The organism is Microcystis sp. (assembly GCF_048564745.1).
GTDB lineage: Bacteria > Cyanobacteriota > Cyanobacteriia > Cyanobacteriales > Microcystaceae > Microcystis > Microcystis ichthyoblabe_A.
The window spans coordinates 1-19,831 of the sequence record NZ_JBLZRT010000116.1; the positions used below are offsets into that span (position 1 = coordinate 1).

The 19,831-nt window shown below is 43.6% G+C and carries 22 protein-coding genes and 1 pseudogene; 14 read left to right on the forward strand and 9 right to left on the reverse strand.

Features of this window, described 5'->3' with window-relative positions; all coding sequences use genetic code 11:
- Positions 1–450 precede the first annotated feature (450 nt).
- The 4 genes from ACOCD9_RS13000 to ACOCD9_RS13015 all read left to right on the forward strand — a co-directional run bounded on the left by ACOCD9_RS13000 (position 451) and on the right by ACOCD9_RS13015 (position 2,277).
- Complete coding sequence (locus ACOCD9_RS13000; RefSeq protein WP_419547715.1) at positions 451–828, forward strand: nucleotidyltransferase family protein; 378 nt, start codon at positions 451–453, stop codon at positions 826–828.
- The gene (locus ACOCD9_RS13005) at positions 825–1,307 is read left to right on the forward strand and encodes a hypothetical protein (RefSeq protein WP_287967746.1); all 483 of its coding nucleotides are present in this window, start codon (positions 825–827) and stop codon (positions 1,305–1,307) included. The genes ACOCD9_RS13000 and ACOCD9_RS13005 overlap by 4 nt, the downstream gene beginning before the upstream one ends.
- 143 nt (positions 1,308–1,450) lie before the next feature.
- Positions 1,451–1,582 carry a hypothetical protein gene (locus ACOCD9_RS13010; protein WP_287699932.1) on the forward strand — a complete coding sequence of 44 codons (132 nt, stop codon included), beginning with the start codon at positions 1,451–1,453 and terminating at the stop codon, positions 1,580–1,582.
- Positions 1,583–1,695: 113 nt separating this feature from the next.
- Entirely contained in the window at positions 1,696–2,277 is a 582-nt protein-coding gene (locus ACOCD9_RS13015) for a DUF3782 domain-containing protein (protein WP_419547716.1), read from the forward strand.
- A 328-nt stretch (positions 2,278–2,605) separates the two neighbouring features.
- On the opposite strand, the gene ACOCD9_RS13020 is transcribed toward ACOCD9_RS13015, so the two are convergent.
- The 3 genes from ACOCD9_RS13020 to ACOCD9_RS13030 are packed head-to-tail and all read right to left on the reverse strand — an operon-like array spanning position 2,606 to position 3,306.
- Entirely contained in the window at positions 2,606–2,791 is a 186-nt protein-coding gene (locus ACOCD9_RS13020) for a type II toxin-antitoxin system HicA family toxin (RefSeq protein WP_002735013.1), read from the reverse strand.
- Positions 2,788–3,012, reverse strand: a complete 225-nt coding sequence (locus ACOCD9_RS13025) for a type II toxin-antitoxin system HicB family antitoxin (RefSeq protein WP_002734968.1) — start codon at positions 3,010–3,012, stop codon at positions 2,788–2,790. Before ACOCD9_RS13025 ends, ACOCD9_RS13020 begins: the two co-directional genes overlap by 4 nt.
- A 45-nt stretch (positions 3,013–3,057) precedes the next feature.
- The gene (locus ACOCD9_RS13030; RefSeq protein WP_052276594.1) at positions 3,058–3,306 is read right to left on the reverse strand and encodes a DUF433 domain-containing protein; all 249 of its coding nucleotides are present in this window, start codon (positions 3,304–3,306) and stop codon (positions 3,058–3,060) included.
- A 281-nt stretch (positions 3,307–3,587) separates the two neighbouring features.
- Between ACOCD9_RS13030 and ACOCD9_RS13035 the strand changes: the two genes are divergently transcribed.
- Positions 3,588–3,776, forward strand: a complete 189-nt coding sequence (locus tag ACOCD9_RS13035) for a hypothetical protein (RefSeq protein ID WP_002762197.1) — start codon at positions 3,588–3,590, stop codon at positions 3,774–3,776.
- Positions 3,773–4,063, forward strand: coding sequence for a type II toxin-antitoxin system RelE/ParE family toxin (locus ACOCD9_RS13040; protein ID WP_002734305.1), 291 nt, complete (start codon positions 3,773–3,775; stop codon positions 4,061–4,063). The genes ACOCD9_RS13035 and ACOCD9_RS13040 overlap by 4 nt, the downstream gene beginning before the upstream one ends.
- A 303-nt stretch (positions 4,064–4,366) precedes the next feature.
- Here ACOCD9_RS13040 and ACOCD9_RS13045 read toward each other — a convergent pair whose 3' ends face one another.
- From ACOCD9_RS13045 to ACOCD9_RS13070, 6 genes are all read right to left on the reverse strand, one after another.
- Entirely contained in the window at positions 4,367–4,564 is a 198-nt protein-coding gene (locus tag ACOCD9_RS13045) for a DUF2283 domain-containing protein (protein WP_110579527.1), read from the reverse strand.
- Entirely contained in the window at positions 4,551–4,811 is a 261-nt protein-coding gene (locus ACOCD9_RS13050) for a DUF4258 domain-containing protein (protein ID WP_110579526.1), read from the reverse strand. Before ACOCD9_RS13050 ends, ACOCD9_RS13045 begins: the two co-directional genes overlap by 14 nt.
- Before the next feature lie 361 nt (positions 4,812–5,172).
- Positions 5,173–5,898 carry a GUN4 domain-containing protein gene (locus ACOCD9_RS13055; protein ID WP_419547720.1) on the reverse strand — a complete coding sequence of 242 codons (726 nt, stop codon included), beginning with the start codon at positions 5,896–5,898 and terminating at the stop codon, positions 5,173–5,175.
- A 2-nt stretch (positions 5,899–5,900) separates the two neighbouring features.
- Positions 5,901–6,179, reverse strand: a complete 279-nt coding sequence (locus tag ACOCD9_RS13060) for a hypothetical protein (protein ID WP_193978799.1) — start codon at positions 6,177–6,179, stop codon at positions 5,901–5,903.
- Between the two features lie 377 nt (positions 6,180–6,556).
- Positions 6,557–6,943, reverse strand: coding sequence for a hypothetical protein (locus tag ACOCD9_RS13065; protein WP_419547722.1), 387 nt, complete (start codon positions 6,941–6,943; stop codon positions 6,557–6,559).
- Between the two features lie 226 nt (positions 6,944–7,169).
- Entirely contained in the window at positions 7,170–7,400 is a 231-nt protein-coding gene (locus tag ACOCD9_RS13070; protein WP_002762207.1) for a type II toxin-antitoxin system CcdA family antitoxin, read from the reverse strand.
- A gap of 333 nt (positions 7,401–7,733) precedes the next feature.
- Here ACOCD9_RS13070 and lepA point away from each other — a divergent pair, with 333 nt between their 5' ends.
- The 8 genes and pseudogenes from lepA to ACOCD9_RS13110 all read left to right on the forward strand — a co-directional run bounded on the left by lepA (position 7,734) and on the right by ACOCD9_RS13110 (position 19,615).
- Positions 7,734–9,545 (forward strand): translation elongation factor 4, encoded by a 1,812-nt coding sequence (gene lepA, locus ACOCD9_RS13075; RefSeq protein WP_287693303.1) that lies wholly within the window; start codon positions 7,734–7,736, stop codon positions 9,543–9,545.
- A gap of 55 nt (positions 9,546–9,600) precedes the next feature.
- A complete protein-coding gene (locus tag ACOCD9_RS13080; RefSeq protein ID WP_419547724.1) occupies positions 9,601–10,779 on the forward strand; it encodes an AAA family ATPase in 1,179 nt (392 codons plus the stop codon).
- A 3-nt stretch (positions 10,780–10,782) separates the two neighbouring features.
- Positions 10,783–11,469 (forward strand): hypothetical protein, encoded by a 687-nt coding sequence (locus tag ACOCD9_RS13085; RefSeq protein ID WP_419547726.1) that lies wholly within the window; start codon positions 10,783–10,785, stop codon positions 11,467–11,469.
- A gap of 244 nt (positions 11,470–11,713) precedes the next feature.
- The gene (locus ACOCD9_RS13090) at positions 11,714–13,528 is read left to right on the forward strand and encodes an ABC transporter ATP-binding protein (protein ID WP_419547728.1); all 1,815 of its coding nucleotides are present in this window, start codon (positions 11,714–11,716) and stop codon (positions 13,526–13,528) included.
- 125 nt (positions 13,529–13,653) lie between these two features.
- Positions 13,654–13,791, forward strand: a pseudogene (locus ACOCD9_RS13095) (transposase); the annotation flags it as partial.
- A gap of 435 nt (positions 13,792–14,226) precedes the next feature.
- Positions 14,227–15,972, forward strand: a complete 1,746-nt coding sequence (gene kdpA / locus ACOCD9_RS13100; protein ID WP_419547730.1) for a potassium-transporting ATPase subunit KdpA — start codon at positions 14,227–14,229, stop codon at positions 15,970–15,972.
- A gap of 260 nt (positions 15,973–16,232) precedes the next feature.
- Positions 16,233–18,392 (forward strand): potassium-transporting ATPase subunit KdpB, encoded by a 2,160-nt coding sequence (gene kdpB, locus ACOCD9_RS13105; protein WP_419547732.1) that lies wholly within the window; start codon positions 16,233–16,235, stop codon positions 18,390–18,392.
- Positions 18,392–19,615, forward strand: coding sequence for a HindVP family restriction endonuclease (locus tag ACOCD9_RS13110; RefSeq protein WP_419547733.1), 1,224 nt, complete (start codon positions 18,392–18,394; stop codon positions 19,613–19,615). Before kdpB ends, ACOCD9_RS13110 begins: the two co-directional genes overlap by 1 nt.
- Positions 19,616–19,831 lie beyond the last annotated feature (216 nt).

Below are 19,831 nucleotides of genomic sequence, written 5' to 3' on the forward strand. Positions count from 1 at the left end.
GAAGCCCTAGATGCCAAGGGAACCCGCGATTATTACCAAAATAAGACGAGAGCTTAAGGTCGTCGGTCGTCGGTCGTCAGGAAATAGGGTGATAGGGTTTTGGGGTGATAGGGTGATGAGACAGCTTCCCCACTTCCCCACTTCCCCACGCCGAAGTCTCACCGTCGAAGCCTGAGCTCACGGCCGAAGCCCAACCTACGTTCATCTTATATTTAATTCCACCCACCTACTTATCTTTATGGGGAAGTTTGCCAGGATGAGAGAGCGGTTTTTTAGATACTTGTGGATTTGAAGTCATTTTGAATATTAAGAAATTGATTTATTTATAATTAGGTTTTTGGGAAAAGGCGATCGCATTATCGAGTCGAGTGATCGCAATTTATCTTTAATCAGTTCATTTGTAAACTATAATAGCACAGGTGATTGATCAACAGGGATAGGGATAGTAACTTGTCTCAAAACCAGACGGCTCTCGATTTATCTCCTCAACAGTGGTCATCTTACCACTTGACTCGCCCTTCTACTACTGAGGCTGACCCTGAGCGATGGCGACGGGGTTGGCAAATAGCCAGCTTTTTAGCTACTTTACTCCGTGAACAGTTTGGTGCATCACGAGTAGCAGTTTTTGGTTCTCTTAACCATTCTGATTGCTTTGATGCTAACTCAGATATTGATTTGGTTGCCTGGGGGATTCCTCCTGCACTCTTCTATCAAGCTGTTGCGGCAGTTACGGCGGTTAGTAGTGAGTTTGAGGTGGATCTCGTTGATGGAGATTCTTGCTCGACTTCTTTTCTTAACACTCTTGCAATTGAGGCGGTCACTCTTTGAACCCAAGGCTGATCAAGTTGGCACAGGAAATCCCCATAGAGATCGAGCAGCTAGAACGCTCAGTACAACGAGCAACTGAAGGTTGGCAACGCTATCTTAATAGTTTTGATTCTCTTTATCTTGATAGTGTCGCTTTGGGATTACACAATTTTTACAGTGGATTGGAACGGCTATTTGAGAAAGTGGCTAAGGTCATCGATGGCTCTCTCCCTCAAGGGGCTAACTGGCATCAGCTTTTATTAGAACAAATGAGTCGGGAAATGCCTGAGCGACGACCCGCCCTTATCTCTTCAAGCAGCCGTGAAGCTTTAGAAGAATATCGTGGTTTACGTCATGTGGTACGAAATGTTTATGCGTTTCAGCTTGAGGCGGAAAAACTCCGACTTTTAGTCGAATCGGCTCCTTTCATGTTGTCTCAAATTCGTTCAGAATGTCTCGCTTTTGCTGCTTTTCTTGAACATCAGGCTCAATTAGATTAAATAAAGGCTTTACGTTAGGGGTAGGCGATTCTTAATTCAGCAACGCCTTATCTTTGCTATATTTAATATTCTTCATATCTTGACCTCTTTCTAGGATATAAAGCTGACGAGTGTAGGTTGGGTTGAGGAACAAAACCCAACCGATGTCCTATTATCAAATAATTATCAATGATTTTGCCCAGTTATCGGATGGGGTGTTGGGCAACAGTCGTCTATCCATTGACCGCGATCGCCTTTTGACCTTTGACCCCTTCCCCTTGAACTGCGATCGCTGATTAGTTGATAGTCAATAATTGATTGAAAAAACACGGATGAGAAGCTAGGGACATTTTTTCTGGGCCAAGTCGCTAGAATGGGACTAGACTTCTCAAGCTTGAAGAATCTTCCTATGTCAGACGCTGTAACGATCGCCGATATTTACAAGTTATTTGAAAGAACTGAGGCCCAATTTGCCGAGTTTCAAAAGGAAGCTGATCGCCGCAGAGAGGAAGCTAATCGCACGATGGAAGAATTAAAAAAACAGGTACAAGAAACGACCAAAGCTGTTAATAACCTAACAACACGCTGGGGCAGATTCGTTGAAGAAATGGTAGAGCCTGCGGTCGTGCGTTTATTTCAGGAACGGGGCATTGATGTCACCCAAACGATGAGTCGCTTGAAAAGTAAGCGTCCTGGGGCGGCAATGGAGATTGATATTGTGGCGGTGAATGGGAGCGAGTTGGTGGCTGTGGAATGTAAATCTCGACTGTCGAGGGATGATGTAGATGATTTTGTCAGCCGATTACAGCGATTTAAGGTTGCTTTCCCCCAATTTCGAGAGTTTCGGGTTTATGGGGCAGTGGCAGCAATTGAAATTGATCAGGGGATAGATGTCTATGCCTATCGGCGCGGTTTGTTTGTGATTAAGCAGTCGGGGGAAACGGTTAAAATTATTAATGATACTCAGTTTCAACCTTTGGGTTTTGCTTAAGGTGTTTAATTTCTTTTTTAAGAAGGCGTAATTTTGCGATCGCCTTTTTAATTAATAATGAATAGTTGATAATGTAAACTGTCAGGAGTCATTTTGGAAACCATCATGGAAATAAAAAACATTAAACAAAAAGCCAGAAATTTAATCGATAAATTGCCAGAAATTCTACAGGGGATGATACACAGGTAAATTAAATGTAATTGATTATGTTTAATTAGTAGTAATAGAATTGGTGCGTTACGGCGGATTGTTAGTTTTATTTTATTATCCAAATTAGTAGCCGCAAACACGCACCCTACACTCTACAGCAGCTTAACAGGAGTCGCACTCATGGTTCTGGTATTTGTAAATCTCGACAAATTTTTCGCGTCAAGAATTCATTGATTTCACGATGGCGCGGAATGGCTGAAGATTTCTGATTGACACGATTTACATAAATCGTATGATTGCCGCCCTCTCTTAAGAATTCACAGCCATAAGCTTCTAAATGACGAATTAAGTTTATGCGTTTCATGCAGCCCAGAAAGTAACAGACTCTCGAATCACTTCTTGTCCTTGCAGTTGCTCTTCAGCTAATATACGATTAGCTTCTAAAACTAGCTCAATTGCTTCTTCTAAATTACTTCTAGTTTCTTCTAGAGTCTCTCCTTGAGTATTAGCTCCTGGCAATTCTTCGACAAAACCAATATAGCCTTCGGGAACTTTCTGGAATATTTTTGTTAGTTTTAGTTGCATGATTTACCTCAGAATTTTAAATTATATCACCCACCATCATTAAAGTTAGCGGTGCGTTACGGCTGCTGAAGTGAAGCTAACGATATAATCGGATACAGCCCAAGCTGCATAATTAAGAGCCTGACGAATATCTTCCTCCTCCAACTCTGGATAAGCCTCTAAGATTTCCTGAATAGATAACTGACTAGCCAACAGTTTCAAAACAAATCCTACAGTGATACGCATTCCTCGAATCATTGGCTGTCCAAGACATATTTGTGGATTAACAGTAATACGGTCTAGCTCTCTAATCACCGTGGAACTCCTGAGATAAACTCCTCCTGTATTGTTACATACAGCAATGAATGTTGAGCAGGTTTCTGCGCCGCTGCGTGTGAATTAAGCGGCGACGAGAGTAAATATACAGCATTTATCCACCAAATAACACCAATCACGGGTTGAGGTTTCGTTGAGGACATCGAGAGGGAAAAGCCTTTTTGGATATTCTGAGCGTTAGCGGTGGTTTTAGAATACACCATCTCTAGGAGCCTATCTTGCTATAATGTAAACTGTCAGGAGTCATTTTGGAAACCATCATGGAAATAAAAAACATTAAACAAAAAGCTAGAAATTTAATCGATAAATTGCCGGATAATTCTACATGGGATGATTTGATGTATGAGATTTATGTGAGACAGGCAATTGAAGCAGGATTAGCCGATAGTGAGGCGGAAAAGGTTATTTCTGTGGCAGAAGTACGCACTAAGTTCAAGCTAGAGCCATGAAAGTTTTCTGGACAGAAACCGCCGTTAATCATTTATCAGCCATCTACAACTACATATCACAAAACTCCCCTCAATATGCTCAAAGACTGGTGGAAAGATTGACCAGACGCTCAGAACAGATTGCTAATTTTCCCTTTTCGGGTCGTCTTGTTCCGGAGTTTGAAACTGAGCAGATCCGAGAAGTTATCGAGGGTTCTTATCGCATAATTTATTATATCAAACCTGAGCAAATCGATGTTATTGCGGTACTTCATGCGGCCCGAAATATTGAAAATCCACAGGACTAACGATAATCCAAGACCATTGGGGAAGTAAATTAATGGCAGCAGTGAAGATTACCAAAAAGGGCAAGAAAGAACCACAAAGGCACAAAGAACACAAAGATTTTCTCACCCATAACTTTCTAGTAGGAAGCATACTACAAAAAAATCGGAGCGGTGGTTAACCCCTCGGTGACAGGTATCAGAATCCCAGAACCCGCATGGCTTCGTGGAAAATTACCTGTTAATAATTGTTCACAAAATTCTGTAAGTCGTCTGTGCTACACTCTCTTAAGTCTTGACGCGAGAGAAGAGAGACTATAAAACTAGCTACGAAGTTGATAGCAACTCAGTAACAGCATCTTCTGATATGAATTTTCGGAATTCTAATATTTCGATGAGAACCAGTGTATTATCGTCAGAATAGTGTAGGATAACTTGTCCGTCATCTTCTGCATAACTGATTGGTTTATCCGATAGCTCTATTAACAAAGCATCGACATCTTTGCTATAGTTAATATTTTTCATATCTTGACCTCTTTCCAGGATATAAAGTAATTACTAAAATAAAAGCACTGACTTCTCGACAAACTACTCGTAAAACCAAGTTTTCATTTAATTTCCTTTGATAGATAATTTTCTGTTCTGGGAGCTTCTCTATTTTATCAGGTTTACGAATTGTATCAATTATAAATTCTTGGACAAGAGTAACTCCATGATTAGCAAGAATATCAATTTTTGATTTTGCATGATCGCTAAATCGAATCTCTTTCATAATTCATAATTCATAATTCATAATTCATGATTTTTTAAGGCTTGGCTCCTCGTCTTTGCTTAGTTCTGCGACAAGAAATTGCATTACCTTCAACTTGTCTGCACGAGGTAGATTTCTCAAGGTGGGGAATAGCTCTGCTATAGACATCTGGCTTAGAGGATGGCACTACCCTTCTATTCTCTCATAAAGCTTCTATTCACCGCGCAAATTTCCATAGGTGGCAGGAAGCATACTACAAAAAAATCGGAGCGGCGGCTGACCCCTCGGTGTCAGGTATCGGAATCCCAGAACCCGCTTGGCTTCGTCCGAAATTACCTGTTAATAATTGTTCACAAAATTCTGTAAGCCTATATGTTACAGTTCACAAGGGACACTCCGAAGAAAGAACATCCCCCCCCGCGACCCGCCACCACAACACCCGACGACCACGACGCGAACAACCAAGACCCCCACCACATCTCTCAACCCTGGGCAGGTGTCCGCTCTGAGCTTTTTGGTCAAACGTAACATCACTGTAGTATCTCTCAACGTCCTTCACTCTCCACCCTACCCTATCTCCGAATTTCCTGTAGACATCGTTATTATACTCGCTCGTTCCTCCTAAACTTTGGTAAATTTCCCTTTGAACACTGAACCCGAACTTGCCCTGACTGTGGGCAACCCAAAGCTTATCCATCGTTCTCAGGTCTTCACAGGACAGATTTTTGACATCCTCCTCCCGTAACCAACCCTCCTTTTGCCTGTTGCTGACCCTTAATAGCAGATCGGTGGTTTCTTGGTCGGCTTCTTTCCATTTGCCTTGGGCAAGGAGATCCCGAAGCTTAGTATAGTTTATGCCCCTAGAGGATACCAAGGCAATCTCTGAGCTTGGAGAAGGTTGGGGAGTGGGGCGGGGGGTTCTTGTGACTGGGGGGGTTGGTTTAGTTGGGGGAGAAGGAGGCGTTCCTTGGGATATTCCTAAAGGTTCTGAATTTGACTGAGGCGGCTGAGGGTTCCTTCCTTCAGTCAGATAGTACACAACAACCCCAGATATGATCGTTGCTATAATTCCAGAGAACCATCGAAAACCGCCCCCATCGTTGCTCATTTTTAGTTCTCCACCTTCCAAATTGTTGCCCTTTCTAAACCTTTGTAGTGAACCGCTTCGGGTGATTCGAGAATGAACTGCTCTCGTTCTTTAGCCCGTCGCAATCCTTCCTTAATCTCCGTCAACGAACTTCCCTTTTTCCGCCGTACCTTTGCCCGTGGGGGTAAAGTGACCTGCCAAGCCGAACGATTAGCGTTAGTTTGCTGTATTGTCTGGGCGATCGCTTTTTGAGGCAGAAAGCTATTCCTGCTCCCCAAAGGACAAAGCATCAAAGTTCCCATTAGTCTCCTACCGCTACAGTACAGTATCAAAACCTAGAGAGAGAAACTATCCCTTTTTGTACATTCTGATCGTTAGCGAAGGCGACGATCGCTTTTCAAAATTAGTGGTTTTAAAATACACCATCTCTAGGAGCCTATCTTGCTATAATGTAAACTGTCAGGAGTCATTTTGGAAACCATTATGGAAATAAAAAATATTAAACAAAAAGCCAGAAATTGGCTCTCTTGGATTTGGTGGGTAAAATGTATTCTAAGATACATTCCTGCTGGCTAGGGGGTGGAAGGAACCACAGAGACACAGAGGACACAGAGATCGATCGCTTCTATAGTAAGTTAAGCTGGTCACACAGAACCTAGAAGAGCCAGAAATTTAGCCGTTAATTATTGATCAGCCATCTACAACTATATATCACAAAACTCCCCTCAATATGCTCAAAGACTGGTTGAAAGATTGACCAGACGCTCAGAACAGATCGCTGCTCTAGGGTAGCATCTTTGAGCAGCAGGCGATCGCCGTTTTTGCTCACAATTAACACTCGTTCGATCTTCGGGGTTTCAGGAGAGTCAATTTTTTGCTTTAATTGGTAAAATTTCTCAGCGATGGCGATTGTTCCGCTAATAATGCCGATGATGGTGGCGATGGTGGCAAGGGTTCCCTCTCTCTCCACTTCGGAGATAACTTCGTAGCTGCCTTGCACCCCTTCCATCTCTAGGATATCCTGAGCAACTTTGATAGCATCGGCTCCTTGAATTTCTATCTGCATCAGTTTTGTTCCTCCTGTCAGTACCCAAGCAAAATGATCCTAAATCCGTTTATTAAAAACTGATTATCTATTCCCCCTTTTGCCTGTCCTGATATGTAGCCTATACTCAACGAATTTAGTATGACTAGCTTAGTTGGGGAAAAAATCTCAATTACCGTCAATGGTTGACCTAAGAAAATATTTCAGTCTCTCCGTCGGGAAATAACCTATTAGAGACTGAAAAATCTTAGTCATTCCATTCCCCTTTGGGTGGTACGGGGGGATTGCGTCGAAGATGACGGGTTAAGTCCTCATCTGGTTGTTTCTCTCCTCTTAGCCACTGTTTAATCGCTGTTTCGATAATGCGACTAGGATCGTTAGTCAGGTGTTTAATCTGTTCTAAAACTTCCGAGTCAAGGTGAATAGCGATTTCAACTTTCTCCGCCGTGCGCTGAGTCGGTGTAGCATTGTCGTTCATAAGCTCTATTAATGATTGCTATCTATCATTCTACCCGTCAGTCGAGGATTCTCATCCAAGAGTTTATCTATAGTAATCCGATTTGGACAAATCATAGAGCCTTTCCTTAGCCATTGCCCTTTCCCTGATTTTGTCACCATAATCAAGCCTACCATAGTTTCCTGTGGATGCCGAGAGGGGAAGCAAAGGCCGAAACCCTGACTATACTTGCAGTTTAGCTTTTTTTACCTTTTACTTTTCGCTTTTGCTCCAGCCTTAGAGACTTTACCTCTACAATGAATTAAGGAATCTAAAATTTTATAAACCCCTGACTTTTGCCAACAGTGAACCACGATGACTGACGTTCCCGTTTCTCGCATTCGCAATTTTTCCATCATCGCTCATATCGATCATGGTAAATCAACTCTCGCCGATCGCCTCCTGCAAATTACAGGAACCGTAGCCCAACGGGAGATGAAAGAACAATTTCTCGATAATATGGACTTGGAACGGGAACGAGGTATCACCATCAAGTTACAGGCGGCACGCATGGATTATACCGCTAAGGATGGTCAAAAATACGTTCTTAATCTGATTGACACCCCCGGCCATGTGGATTTTTCCTACGAGGTTTCTCGGTCTTTAGCGGCGTGCGAGGGAGCTTTATTAGTTGTGGATGCGTCCCAAGGAGTAGAGGCGCAAACTTTAGCCAATGTTTACCTAGCACTGGAAAATAACCTCGAAATTATCCCAGTTTTAAATAAAATCGACCTACCCAGTGCCGAACCGGAACGGGTCGCAGCGGAAATCGAGGAAGTGGTGGGTTTAGACTGTAGTGAGGCGATTCGGGCCTCGGCTAAGGCTGGGATCGGTATTAATGATATTCTAGAGTCGATCGTCCAATTAGTTCCCCCTCCCCAAGATACCCTTGAAGAACCCTTCCGAGCTTTAATTTTTGATAGTTATTACGACGCTTATCGAGGGGTAATTGTCTATTTCCGCGTTATGGATGGTCGGGTGAAAAAGGGCGATAAAATTCGTTTTATGGCTTCCGGTAAAGAATTTGTGATCGATGAATTGGGAATTTTATCACCGCAACAGGTACAAGTAAATGAACTTCACGCGGGAGAAGTGGGTTATCTGGCAGCTGCGATTAAAACCGTCGCTGATGCCCGGGTGGGTGATACGATTACTCTAACCACTAAACCGGCAAAAGAGCCTTTACCCGGTTATACAGAAGCAAAACCGATGGTTTTCTGCGGATTATTCCCCACCGATGCTGATCAGTATGCCGATCTCAAAGATGCGCTGGAAAAGTTAAAATTAAACGATGCAGCTCTATCCTACGAACCGGAAACTTCTAGCGCCATGGGTTTTGGTTTCCGTTGCGGTTTCTTGGGACTGCTACACATGGAAATCGTCCAGGAAAGACTAGAAAGGGAATATAACTTAGATTTAATTACCACTGCTCCCTCGGTAGTTTATCAGGTCACTACCACCGATGGGGAAATTGTCGAAGTGGATAATCCTAGTTTGTTACCTTCCCCACAAAAACGGGAAAAAATTGAGGAACCTTATATCCAAGTGGAAATGATTACTCCGGAAACCTATGTAGGTGCTTTGATGGAATTATGTCAAAGTCGTCGGGGAGTTTTCAAGGATATGCGTTATTTTACTAAAACCCGCACCGCTTTGATTTATGAGTTACCTTTAGCAGAAGTGGTGACGGACTTTTTCGATCAATTAAAATCTCGATCGCGCGGTTATGCTAGTATGGAATATCAATTAATTGGCTATCGGGAAAATGAGCTAGTTAAATTAGATATTATGGTCAATGGTGATCCCGTTGATGCTTTAGCGATGATCGTTCACCGGGATAAAGCTTATTATGTTGGTCGCGCTTTAACCGAAAAGTTAAAAGAATTGATTCCCCGGCATCAATTTAAGGTTCCCATTCAAGCAGCTATTGGTTCTAAAATTATCGCTAGTGAACATATTCCCGCTTTAAGAAAGGATGTCTTAGCTAAGTGTTATGGTGGTGATATTAGCCGCAAGAAAAAGCTGTTAGACAAGCAAGCAAAAGGGAAAAAACGGATGAAAGCGATCGGAACTGTTGATGTACCCCAGGAGGCATTTATGGCAGTTCTAAAACTCGATCCTCAGTAAAGTCTTGGGGTGAGAATTAACTCACCCTTTTTAGTTTTAGCAGTGGGGAATTATTATGAAACTTTTGAGATTATCCTATCAAGATTTATCCTCTGGATTAAGTATAGATTCTTGCGACTTTTTTTCAGATTTGAATTTATTAGTTGGTATCTCAGGTGCAGGAAAAACCTCGATTTTAAAGGCTATTAGTAATTTAAAAAGAATCGCTAACGGTGAGTCTATAAATGGAGTAAAATGGGATGTAGAACTTTTAACCAATGATCATGTTCGTTATCATTGGTTGGGTGAATTTGAGGTTAGAAAAGCTCGTTCTCTCATCAAGATTGAAGAAGATGAAGTCAATAGTAATGACGGCGAAAATAAGGTTAGTATAATTAGGGAAACTCTTTTAAAAGATCAAGAGGTTTTGATCGCAAGAAATCAAGAGGTAATTGAGTTTAAACATTCAAAGACACCAAAACTACCATCTTATTTAAGCTGTATAGAGCTTTTCAATCAAGAAGAAGATGTTTTCCCTGTTCGACAGGAATTTAACAAAATGATTTTCAATCCACTTGAGTTTAATATCTCATATTCAACATTTGGTAAAATCCTTAGAAACGACGAATATGCCAAATATAACTCTCTCTCTGAATTACAATCGAGTCAACTTCCTATTTCTGACAAACTGCTGATCACATATCAAAAATATCCCGATACGTTCGAGATAATAAAGAGAAAGTTTTTAGATATTTTCCCTCAAGTTGAAGATTTAAAAATAGAATCTTTAGAGCCATCCGAACTAGGTGATCTGCTTGTTTCATTAACTAGAATTGGTTTACTTGAAGAGCTACCTCGCATACAAATAAAAGAAAAAAACTCTAATGTTTGGATTTTAGACCCAAATATCTCCTCTGGAATGATAAAAAGCCTGATGTTCTTAGCAACGATCGAATTATCTCCTGATGGCAGTGTTATATTAATCGATGAATTTGAAAATAGTTTGGGGGTTAACTGTTTGGACACTTTAACAGAAGATTTATTAGTTAATTATCGAGATTTACAGTTTATTATTACCAGTCATCATCCCTATATAATTAATAATATCAGTCCTGCCTATTGGAGAATAGTCACTCGTAAAGGAGGAGTAATTCAGGTACACAATGCGGCTGATTTTCATATTTCTAAAACTCGACAAAAAGCCTTTATTGATCTTATCAATGTCTTAGAAGAATTTCCCCAAGGAATTAGTTAATCGATGAATATTTATTTTTTAGTTGAAGGAAGAAGTACCGAAAAAAAGCTTTATACTGCCTGGTTAACTTATCTTATTCCCGAATTTAAGCGAGTTGATTTTTACGATCAAGTCAATCACAACAATTACTTTCTGATTAGTAGTACTGGCTACCCCTCGATACTTAATGATGGAATTCCTAACGCCATCGATAAAATTCAAGAAGTATCCAAATATAACTATCTAGTCATCTGTCTCGATGCTGATGAGGATACTGTCGAAGAAAGAGAACAATATGTTAATGACTTTATCACCAAACATATTACTATCCCCGCACAACTTGAAATCGTGATAATCATTCAAAATCGATGTATTGAAACATGGCTACTAGGCAATCGTACAATATTTAATTCTAAACAACCTTTACAGCAGAGACTTTTAGCTGATTATGTTCAACACTATGATGTTTACGAAAATGATCCCGAACTAATGGGTAGATTTAATTGCAGAAATCATGCCGATTTTCATTTTGCTTATCTAAAGTCTATTTTTAAAGATAAAGGTTTGTCTTATTCTAAAAGATTCCCTGGGGTAGCTCAAGAACAATACTATCTTAATGAATTAAAAAAGCGTATCGATAAAACTGAACACTTAAAAACCTTTCAGAAATTTATTAATTTTTGTGATAATATTCGCCAAAATGTCCGATAAATTGATCTGTGGTGCTTCTGCCAAGGATGAAATATAAGCTGATCTGGCATCGTCTCCTGACTAATAGCTGATTGAGAATACAAGACTATGACAAGGCTTTTGTCCTATAAATTTCTAGGTCGGCAGATTTTTGTAGTATTGTAGTATAATGGTAACTCCAGAAAAACAATCCCAAAAGTGCCTTTAGTCTCTTCAGTTATCAGTTACCAGATAGAAGTTAAAAATTGGCAATTTACTTGATGTTATGGCTTCCTTACGCGATATTCTCAGTTACTATCGCAATTATCAAAAAGCCGCCTTTTTGAGCATTGCTGCCTCCAGTGTCTTTGAAATTATCGATCTGATGGTTCCCTACGCTGTCGGACAGATTCTTAATGTTCTTTCCGATCAACCTTTAGATGGATTCGTACAATCTTTAGTTAATCGCACCATGATTTTAACTCCCTTTGCCTCAGAAAAGTGGGTTAGTTTGGCAGTATTATTAGGCTTAATTTTCCTAACCACGGTAATTAAAGCACCAATTCAGCCTTGGGTGGGTGTATGGTTTCACTGGGAAATATCCTTAAGAGCGCGACGAGATCATCTCGGAAAAATTATTGCTAAAATTCTCACCTTACCCCTATCTTTTTACGATGAAAATAATCCAGGACGCATCGCTAACCGGATCGCCAAAGGGATAGAAAATCATACTTGGACTTATCCCGAAGTGGCGGGAATGATGATCCCAAAATTGTTTAGAGTTTTCGGTATTTTTCTTGTTATTTGGGTAATTCAATGGCAGATCGCCCTCGCTTTTGTCATTTCTTTTGTATTAATTGTAGCCTTTATTTTGAGAGATTTAAAAGATTTAATGCAAAAAGAAAGAATTCTGGATCAGCACATCGAAAATACACAAAGTCGCAATTCTGAGATTATTACTAATATCAAAACTGTCAAAGCTTTTGCCACAGAAGGACAGGAATTATATCGTCAGAAACAGCGTTTAGAGAGAGAATTTACCTACGTTATCTATCGCATTCATAAGGGTTATGTGGACTTAATTACTTGGGAAAAAACCCTCGTCCAAGCTAGTTTATTTGGAGTATTTTTCTTTACTCTCCTAGCCACCGTTCAACAGAAAATCTCGATCGGGCATTTTATTACCACCTATACCCTCGCTAGTATGGCCTATGCGGAATTAGATCCCCTATCCCAAATGGCAGAAACTTTCGCTCGTCGCTATGCTTCTATGGCCCGTTTACAGGAATTTATCAACTTGCCCAGTGGCACTGATTCTGGTAGTCTTTTAGCCGATCATGCCCAACATAATCCCTATCGTTTTACGGGGAAAGTAGAATTAAGTAATCTTAGCTTTGGCTATAGTGCTGAAAGAACGATTATCAAGGATATTAATTTGCTGATTGAACCCTATCAAACCGTGGCATTAGTGGGAAAATCTGGTTCAGGAAAATCCACTTTAGTTAAGTTACTTTTCCGCTATTTTGAACCAAATCAAGGGCAAATTCTGATGGATGGCGAGGATATTAGTCGCTTAGATGTGACTTGGTATCGGCGACGGTTAGCGATTGTCCATCAAGAAGTAGATGTGTTTAATGGTACGGTGTTAGAAAATCTCACCTACGGTAATCCTAATATTAGCTTTGAGAAGGTAGAAGAAGCCTGTAAAATTGCCCGTGTTGATGAATTTATTCAGGAATTACCTAATGGTTATTCCACTATTGTAGGGGAAAGGGGCGTGCGTCTTTCGGGGGGACAAAGACAGCGTTTAGGAATTGCTAGGGCGTTAATTGTTGATCCAGATGTGTTAGTTTTTGATGAGGCCACTTCTAGCTTAGATTATGAGTCAGAAAGAGCCATTCAACTAGCCATGAAATCCATCTTAGGCACTCGCACCACAATTATTATCGCCCACCGTCTCAGTACCGTTCGAGAAGCTGATCAAATTGTCGTCTTAGATAATGGTCGCATTGTCGAGATCGGTAGCCATGACCAATTATTAAATCAGCAGGGAATCTATCAACGTCTCCACTCTTTGCAAGAAAGCGGCGAACTGGTTTAATCTTAAAATAGTCCCCGATAGCGGACCGAGAAAATATATCTAATGGAAGTTGCTCACCATGTCTAACGAAACCGTTACCTATTCCCTAGAAGCTGTTTGGACTTGGCAGATATTCAGCAAACCCTAATTATTTTGAAAATCAGACAACCAACGGATTAATTGAGGGAATGAATACCAAAATAAAGCTTATTAAAAGAATAAGTTATGGATTGACCAATTTTGAACATCTTCGACTTAAACTGTTTGCTTGCTTTAATTCATAACAAAAATTAACAAACGAAAACCAGAAGAGCCAGCAATTTTAATAAAAAAAGCTTTTTGCTTTGTTGGATTCTAGGCTATTTCAGGGTTTAGGCTCATTGAAACTACTAATTTGCCATAACCAGTCTAGGAGAGTCCGGGAATTTTACGCAAATCTTTTTTTTCTTTGTCCAAAGTCCAAAAATGTTAAGAATTGTGTGCGATTGCCCTGAAATCGCTATAATCATCCCAGCAGAGGCGATATTAATCCCTCGATCATCCACTGGTTAATGATCGCTAATGATTAGACAAACTTGGTTTTCTAAAGCGGTTTCGAGACAGGAAACCCCTAAGTTTCCCGGTCGATCATGGACGGTGAGCTTGTCGAATCCGTCCATGATCGGTTAAATTTCCACAAGCTCAATGACCACTTGCCTTTTTTCGGAGTTGATCGAACCATGTTGCAAGGATGGATTCAAATCGCGCTCACGATCCTGATAATCGTGGCAATCACCCCCTTTTTCGGGCGGTATATGGCGAGGGTGTTCATGGAACGGAGAACCCTACTCGACCCACTGTGCGATCGAGCCGAGAGTCTTCTTTATACCTTCGTCGGAGTGAAAGGGAAAGAGAATATGACCGGCTGGCAGTACGCCCGCGCCGTTCTCTACAGTAATGCGGTAATAGCAATTCTGGTTTTTTCCCTGATTGCCGGCCAAGGAGTCCTTCCCCTCAACCCGACGGGGATCCCCGCCCCCACTTGGGACACCACGCTACATACGACGATTTCCTTTATGACCAACAGTGACCAACAGCATTATTCTGGAGAAACCACCCTCAGCTACGCGAGTCAGATTTGGGGTCTCGGCTACCAGATGTTCACCTCGGCCGGAACCGGTCTAGCGGTGGGGATCGCCTTTATTCGGGGACTGACGGGGCGACCGTTGGGCAATTTCTACGTGGATCTGATCCGAGCGATCACCCGTATCCTCTTACCGATCTCGATCGTGGGGGCAATTGCCCTGATCATCGCCGGGGTCCCGGAAACCCTGGCGGGCCCGGCGATCTTGCCGACGCTAGAAAACCCCAACCTCAGTCAGGCGATCGCCCGCGGTCCAGTGGCCCACTTCGAGATTATTAAGGAATTGGGAGAAAACGGCGGCGGATTTTTTGCCAGCAACTCGGCCCACCCCTTTGAAAACCCGAACGGATTCGTCAATCTGGTGCAGTTGGTAGCGATTCTCTCGATTCCCACCTCCCTGATCTATACCTACGGGGTTTTCGCCGATAATCTCAAGCAAGCTCGGTTAATCTATTTAATTCCCCTCGGTATCTTCATCGGCTTTACGATCATCACAGCGATCGGGGAATATAACGGCAACCAGGCGGTTAACTCCCTGCTAGGGGTCGATCGAGCGGTTAACTTCGAGGGGAAAGAAGTGCGCTTCGGTTGGGCGCAATCGGCCCTGTACGCGGTAACTACCACGGCCACCATGTGCGGTGCGGTGATCGCCATGCACGATTCCTTGATGCCGAACGGCGGCTTCGTCACCCTCTCGAATCTGTTCCTGCAAATCGTTTTCGGCGGCCAGGGAACCGGCACCGCCTACCTGTTCGCCTATCTGATCCTGGCGGTATTCGTCACCGGTCTAATGGTGGGAAGAACCCCCGAATTGTTCGGGCGCAAAATCGAGAAACGGGAAGTGGTGTTAGCGAGTTTTTTAATTCTGCTGGTTCACCCGATCGCCATCCTCATCCCCGGAGCGATCGCCCTTGCCTTTCCCGACTTTCAGGGCATCAGTAACCCCGGCTTTCACGGATTATCTCAAGTTATCTACGAGTACGCTTCCGCCGCTGCCAATAACGGGTCGGGATTCGAGGGACTGGGGGATTCCCAACCCGCGCCGCTCGCGATCGCGGCTGGGGCGAAACCGACGATGACCGCTCTCTGGTGGAATCTGAGCGCCTGCTTCAGTTTACTGGCTGGACGGTATATCCCGATCGCCGCCCTGCTCTTGTTAGCCGATGGGATGTCCCGCAAACAACCGGTTCCCGCCACCACCGGAACCCTCCGCACCGATACCGGACTCTTTACCGGCGTGACGGCGGGGGTGATTTTAATTCTCGGTGCGCTCACTTTCTTGCCGATATTAGCCCTCGGGCCGATTGCGGAAGCCTTTCAAATCACCAGGATGATCGGCTAGGAGTTTAGACAGGGTTTGCGGCAAAAAGTTTTTCCGGGGGGTAGGGTGTGGGGTGTGGGCTTCGGCCGTGAGCTCAGCCGAACGGGTGTGGGGTGTGGGGTTTTACCAGTTTTGAGGTGGCCAATTACCTAATTTTCAGGGAAAAAGTGCCTAAATTTCCCCCCGATCACTCCCATATCCAGTACTTTTTGATTGACAAAAGGTCTAAAAGTCTTACCCAACAAGGTTTTTAGATTTATTCAACCAGCCCTAGATAATTTATGAGAACGAACAAAGGAAATTCTAAATCCTCCCGCCCGTTGCGAGTGCCGAGAGGTCGCCGGGACGACCGCCGCCACACCCCCAAGGTAAACCGGACCGGTCTCTATCAAAGCGCGATCCGGCAGTCCTTCCTCAAACTCGACCCGCGCATCGCCGTGCGTAACCCGGTCCTGTTCGTGGTCTGGTTGGGAACGATCGTCACGGCCCTGGTGACGATCGACCCGCATCTATTCGGCACAATCGCCGGGGACAGGGGACAACAACGGCTACTTAACGGCATCATCACCCTGATCCTCTTCTTCACGGTGCTGTTTGCCAACTTCGCCGAGGCAATTGCCGAGGGACGGGGAAAAGCCCAGGCCGATGCCCTGCGCTCCACCCGCAGCGACACGATCGCCAGGAAAATCCTGGCCGACGGCTCGATCGAGTCGGTCAGTTCCACGGCCTTGCATCGGGGCGATCGGGTGAAACTGGTGGCCGGGGACGTGATTCCCGCCGACGGGGAAGTGATCGAGGGAATCGGTTCGGTGGATGAATCGGCGATCACCGGAGAATCAGCCCCCGTCCTCAAACAACCCGGCACCGACATCGCCAGTTCCGTCACCGGCGGCACTAGGCTTCTCTCGGACGAGTTGACGGTGCGGATCGCTCAAGATCCTGGTCAGGGTTTTATCGATCGCATGATCTCCCTTGTGGAAGGGGCCGAGCGCACGAAAACCCCCAACGAGATCGCGCTGACGGTACTTCTGGCCGTGTTAACCCAAGTCTTTTTAATTGTCGTGGCCACGATTCCCTCGATCGGGAACTATATCGCCGGTTTCCTGGAAACGAGCCTTGGACCGGCGGTTGCGGATACCTTTCGGGCCGGTTCCAGTATCGCCATCTTGATCTCCCTCCTCGTCGCCCTCATTCCCACGACGATCGGCGGTTTATTGAGCGCGATCGGCATCGCCGGGATGGATCGTGTGGCTCAGTTTAACGTCATCGCCACCTCCGGGCGTGCGGTGGAAGCCTGCGGCGACGTAAATACCCTCCTTCTCGATAAAACGGGAACGATCACCCTCGGAAACCGGCTGGCTGACGAATTTATCCCCGTCAACGGTCATAACCTCGAGGAATTAGCCCGCATCTGTCTAACGGCCAGCCTTTTTGACGAAACCCCAGAAGGACGATCGATCGTTGCCTTAGCCCGGAATTTGGGCGCGAACCTCGATATCGATGGCCAACCCGGCGAGGGAATCGAATTCTCCGCTCGTACCCGCATGAGCGGCACCGATAGGGCCGGCGAGGAATACCGTAAGGGAGCCGTAGACGCGATTAAAGGTTTCGTCCGTTCCCGCGGTGGTTCCGTTCCCGAGACCCTCGATCAGGCACAGGAAAGGGTTTCCCATTTGGGGGGAACTCCCCTCGCCGTCTGTCGGGGTAACGATATCTACGGGGTGATCTATCTCAAAGACATCGTGAAACCTGGATTAAAAGAGCGTTTTGACCAATTACGGCGCATGGGTGTGAGAACGATCATGCTCACTGGCGACAACCAGATCACGGCGGCGGTGATCGCGGCGGAGGCGGGGGTGGATGATTTTATCGCCGAGGCCACCCCAGAAGATAAGATCGAGGTGATCCGTCGCGAGCAATCCCAGGGCAAGTTAGTTGCCATGACGGGAGACGGAACCAACGACGCACCCGCACTGGCCCAGGCTAATGTCGGTGTGGCGATGAACTCCGGAACCCAAGCGGCGAAGGAGGCGGCCAATATGGTGGATCTCGACTCCGACCCGACCAAGCTGATCGATTTAGTGACCATCGGCAAACAGTTACTCATTACCCGCGGCGCCCTGACGACGTTTTCGGTAGCTAACGATATCGCTAAGTATTTCGCCATTATCCCGACGATTTTCGCCGCTGCCGGGATCGGTCCTTTAAACATTATGGGTTTGAAAAGCGCTCAATCGGCGATCGTCTCGGCCCTGATCTACAATGCCCTGATTATCCCCGTTTTGATTCCCCTAGCACTTAAAGGCGTTCAATTTCGCCCGCTCACTGCTGACCAACTATTGCGGCGCAATATCCTCATCTACGGCGTGGGAGGCATGATTGCGCCGTTTATTGCTATTAAGATTATTGATGAGATAATTTCAGCGATCGGGTTGAGGTAATGGGAAAATCGGCAATATTTAAGCCTAGTTTATTCGGATTGAAGCACTCGAATCGGGATTTTACCCAAAAAGAAACATGGGGTAAAAATCAATTTAATTCCTCATTTCCAGCTTCTTTGTGCGCTTACTTAGATGGGAAAGGACTGAAAAATGTATATCTGAAACTCGATGAAAATTTAAAAATTCAACCTGCGGAGTTAAGTACAAAAGAGTTATACGGTCTAGCTCCCGATTCCGATAATTTATTTTATGCTTTCGAGAGTCAATTTAGAGGAGGGAGCAAAATGATCACAATCGATTTATTCGCTGGTTGTGGTGGTTTATCTTTAGGTTTCCAGAAAGCGGGGTTTACTATTGTGGCCGCATTTGATAATTGGATACCTGCTATAGATGTCTATAGAAATAACTTTAGTCATCCGATATTTAATGTCGATTTATCTAGAGAATCTAGCCAAGAAATATTGGCTCACTATAATCCTGAGATTATTGTCGGCAGCCCTCCTTGTCAAGACTTTTCCAGTGCGGGTAAGAGAAACGAAGGTTTAGGACGAGCGAATCTAACGCTCACATTCGCCGAAATTGTAACTGGAGTAAGTCCGCAATGGTTTGTTATGGAAAATGTGGATAGAATTGAGAAAAGTAAAATACTCACTCAAGCAAAACAAATTTTTAAAAGTCATGGTTATGGTTTAACTGGAAAAGTTATTAATTCTTGTTACTGCGGAGTTCCTCAAACTAGAAAAAGATATTTTCTGATCGGTAAAATGAACGAAGAAGATGATTTTTTAATCGATGAAATCAATGACAATTTATCAAGTCAACCTCTGACTGTATTTGACTATATGGGCAAAGAATTAGATATAGAATACTATTATAGACATCCTAGAAGCTATCAAAGAAGGGCGATATTCAGTATTTATGAACCTAGCCCTACTATTCGAGGAGTAAATCGACCAGTTCCCAAAACCTATCGACAACATCCCGGTGACGCTTGTCATCTTAATGAAAAATTAAGACCGCTAACAACGATCGAGCGAAGCTATATTCAAACTTTTCCTAAAGACTTTATTTTTACAGGAACAAAATCTAATCTAGAACAAATGATTGGCAATGCTGTTCCTATTAATTTGGCTAGATATGTAGGCCAATGTATTCTTAACTATGAATTGAAAAAGGAGAACAAGACAACCTATCGACAACTACAGCTAAGTAAGTGGTTATAATTAAATTGAAAATAGATTTTGTCTTTGATTCCCCCTTAATCCCCCCTTGATAAGGGGGGTGTCGATCCCCCCTTAATCCCCCCTTATCAAGCTATCCATTAGTCGGATCTTTCTTAACAAAAAGAGAAGAAACTTAAAAAAAGGGGAAACGATTGATAGGTATAGTTTTGAAAGAAGGAATCAAGGTGGAGGTAAGCAAAAAAATGGAGAAATGGG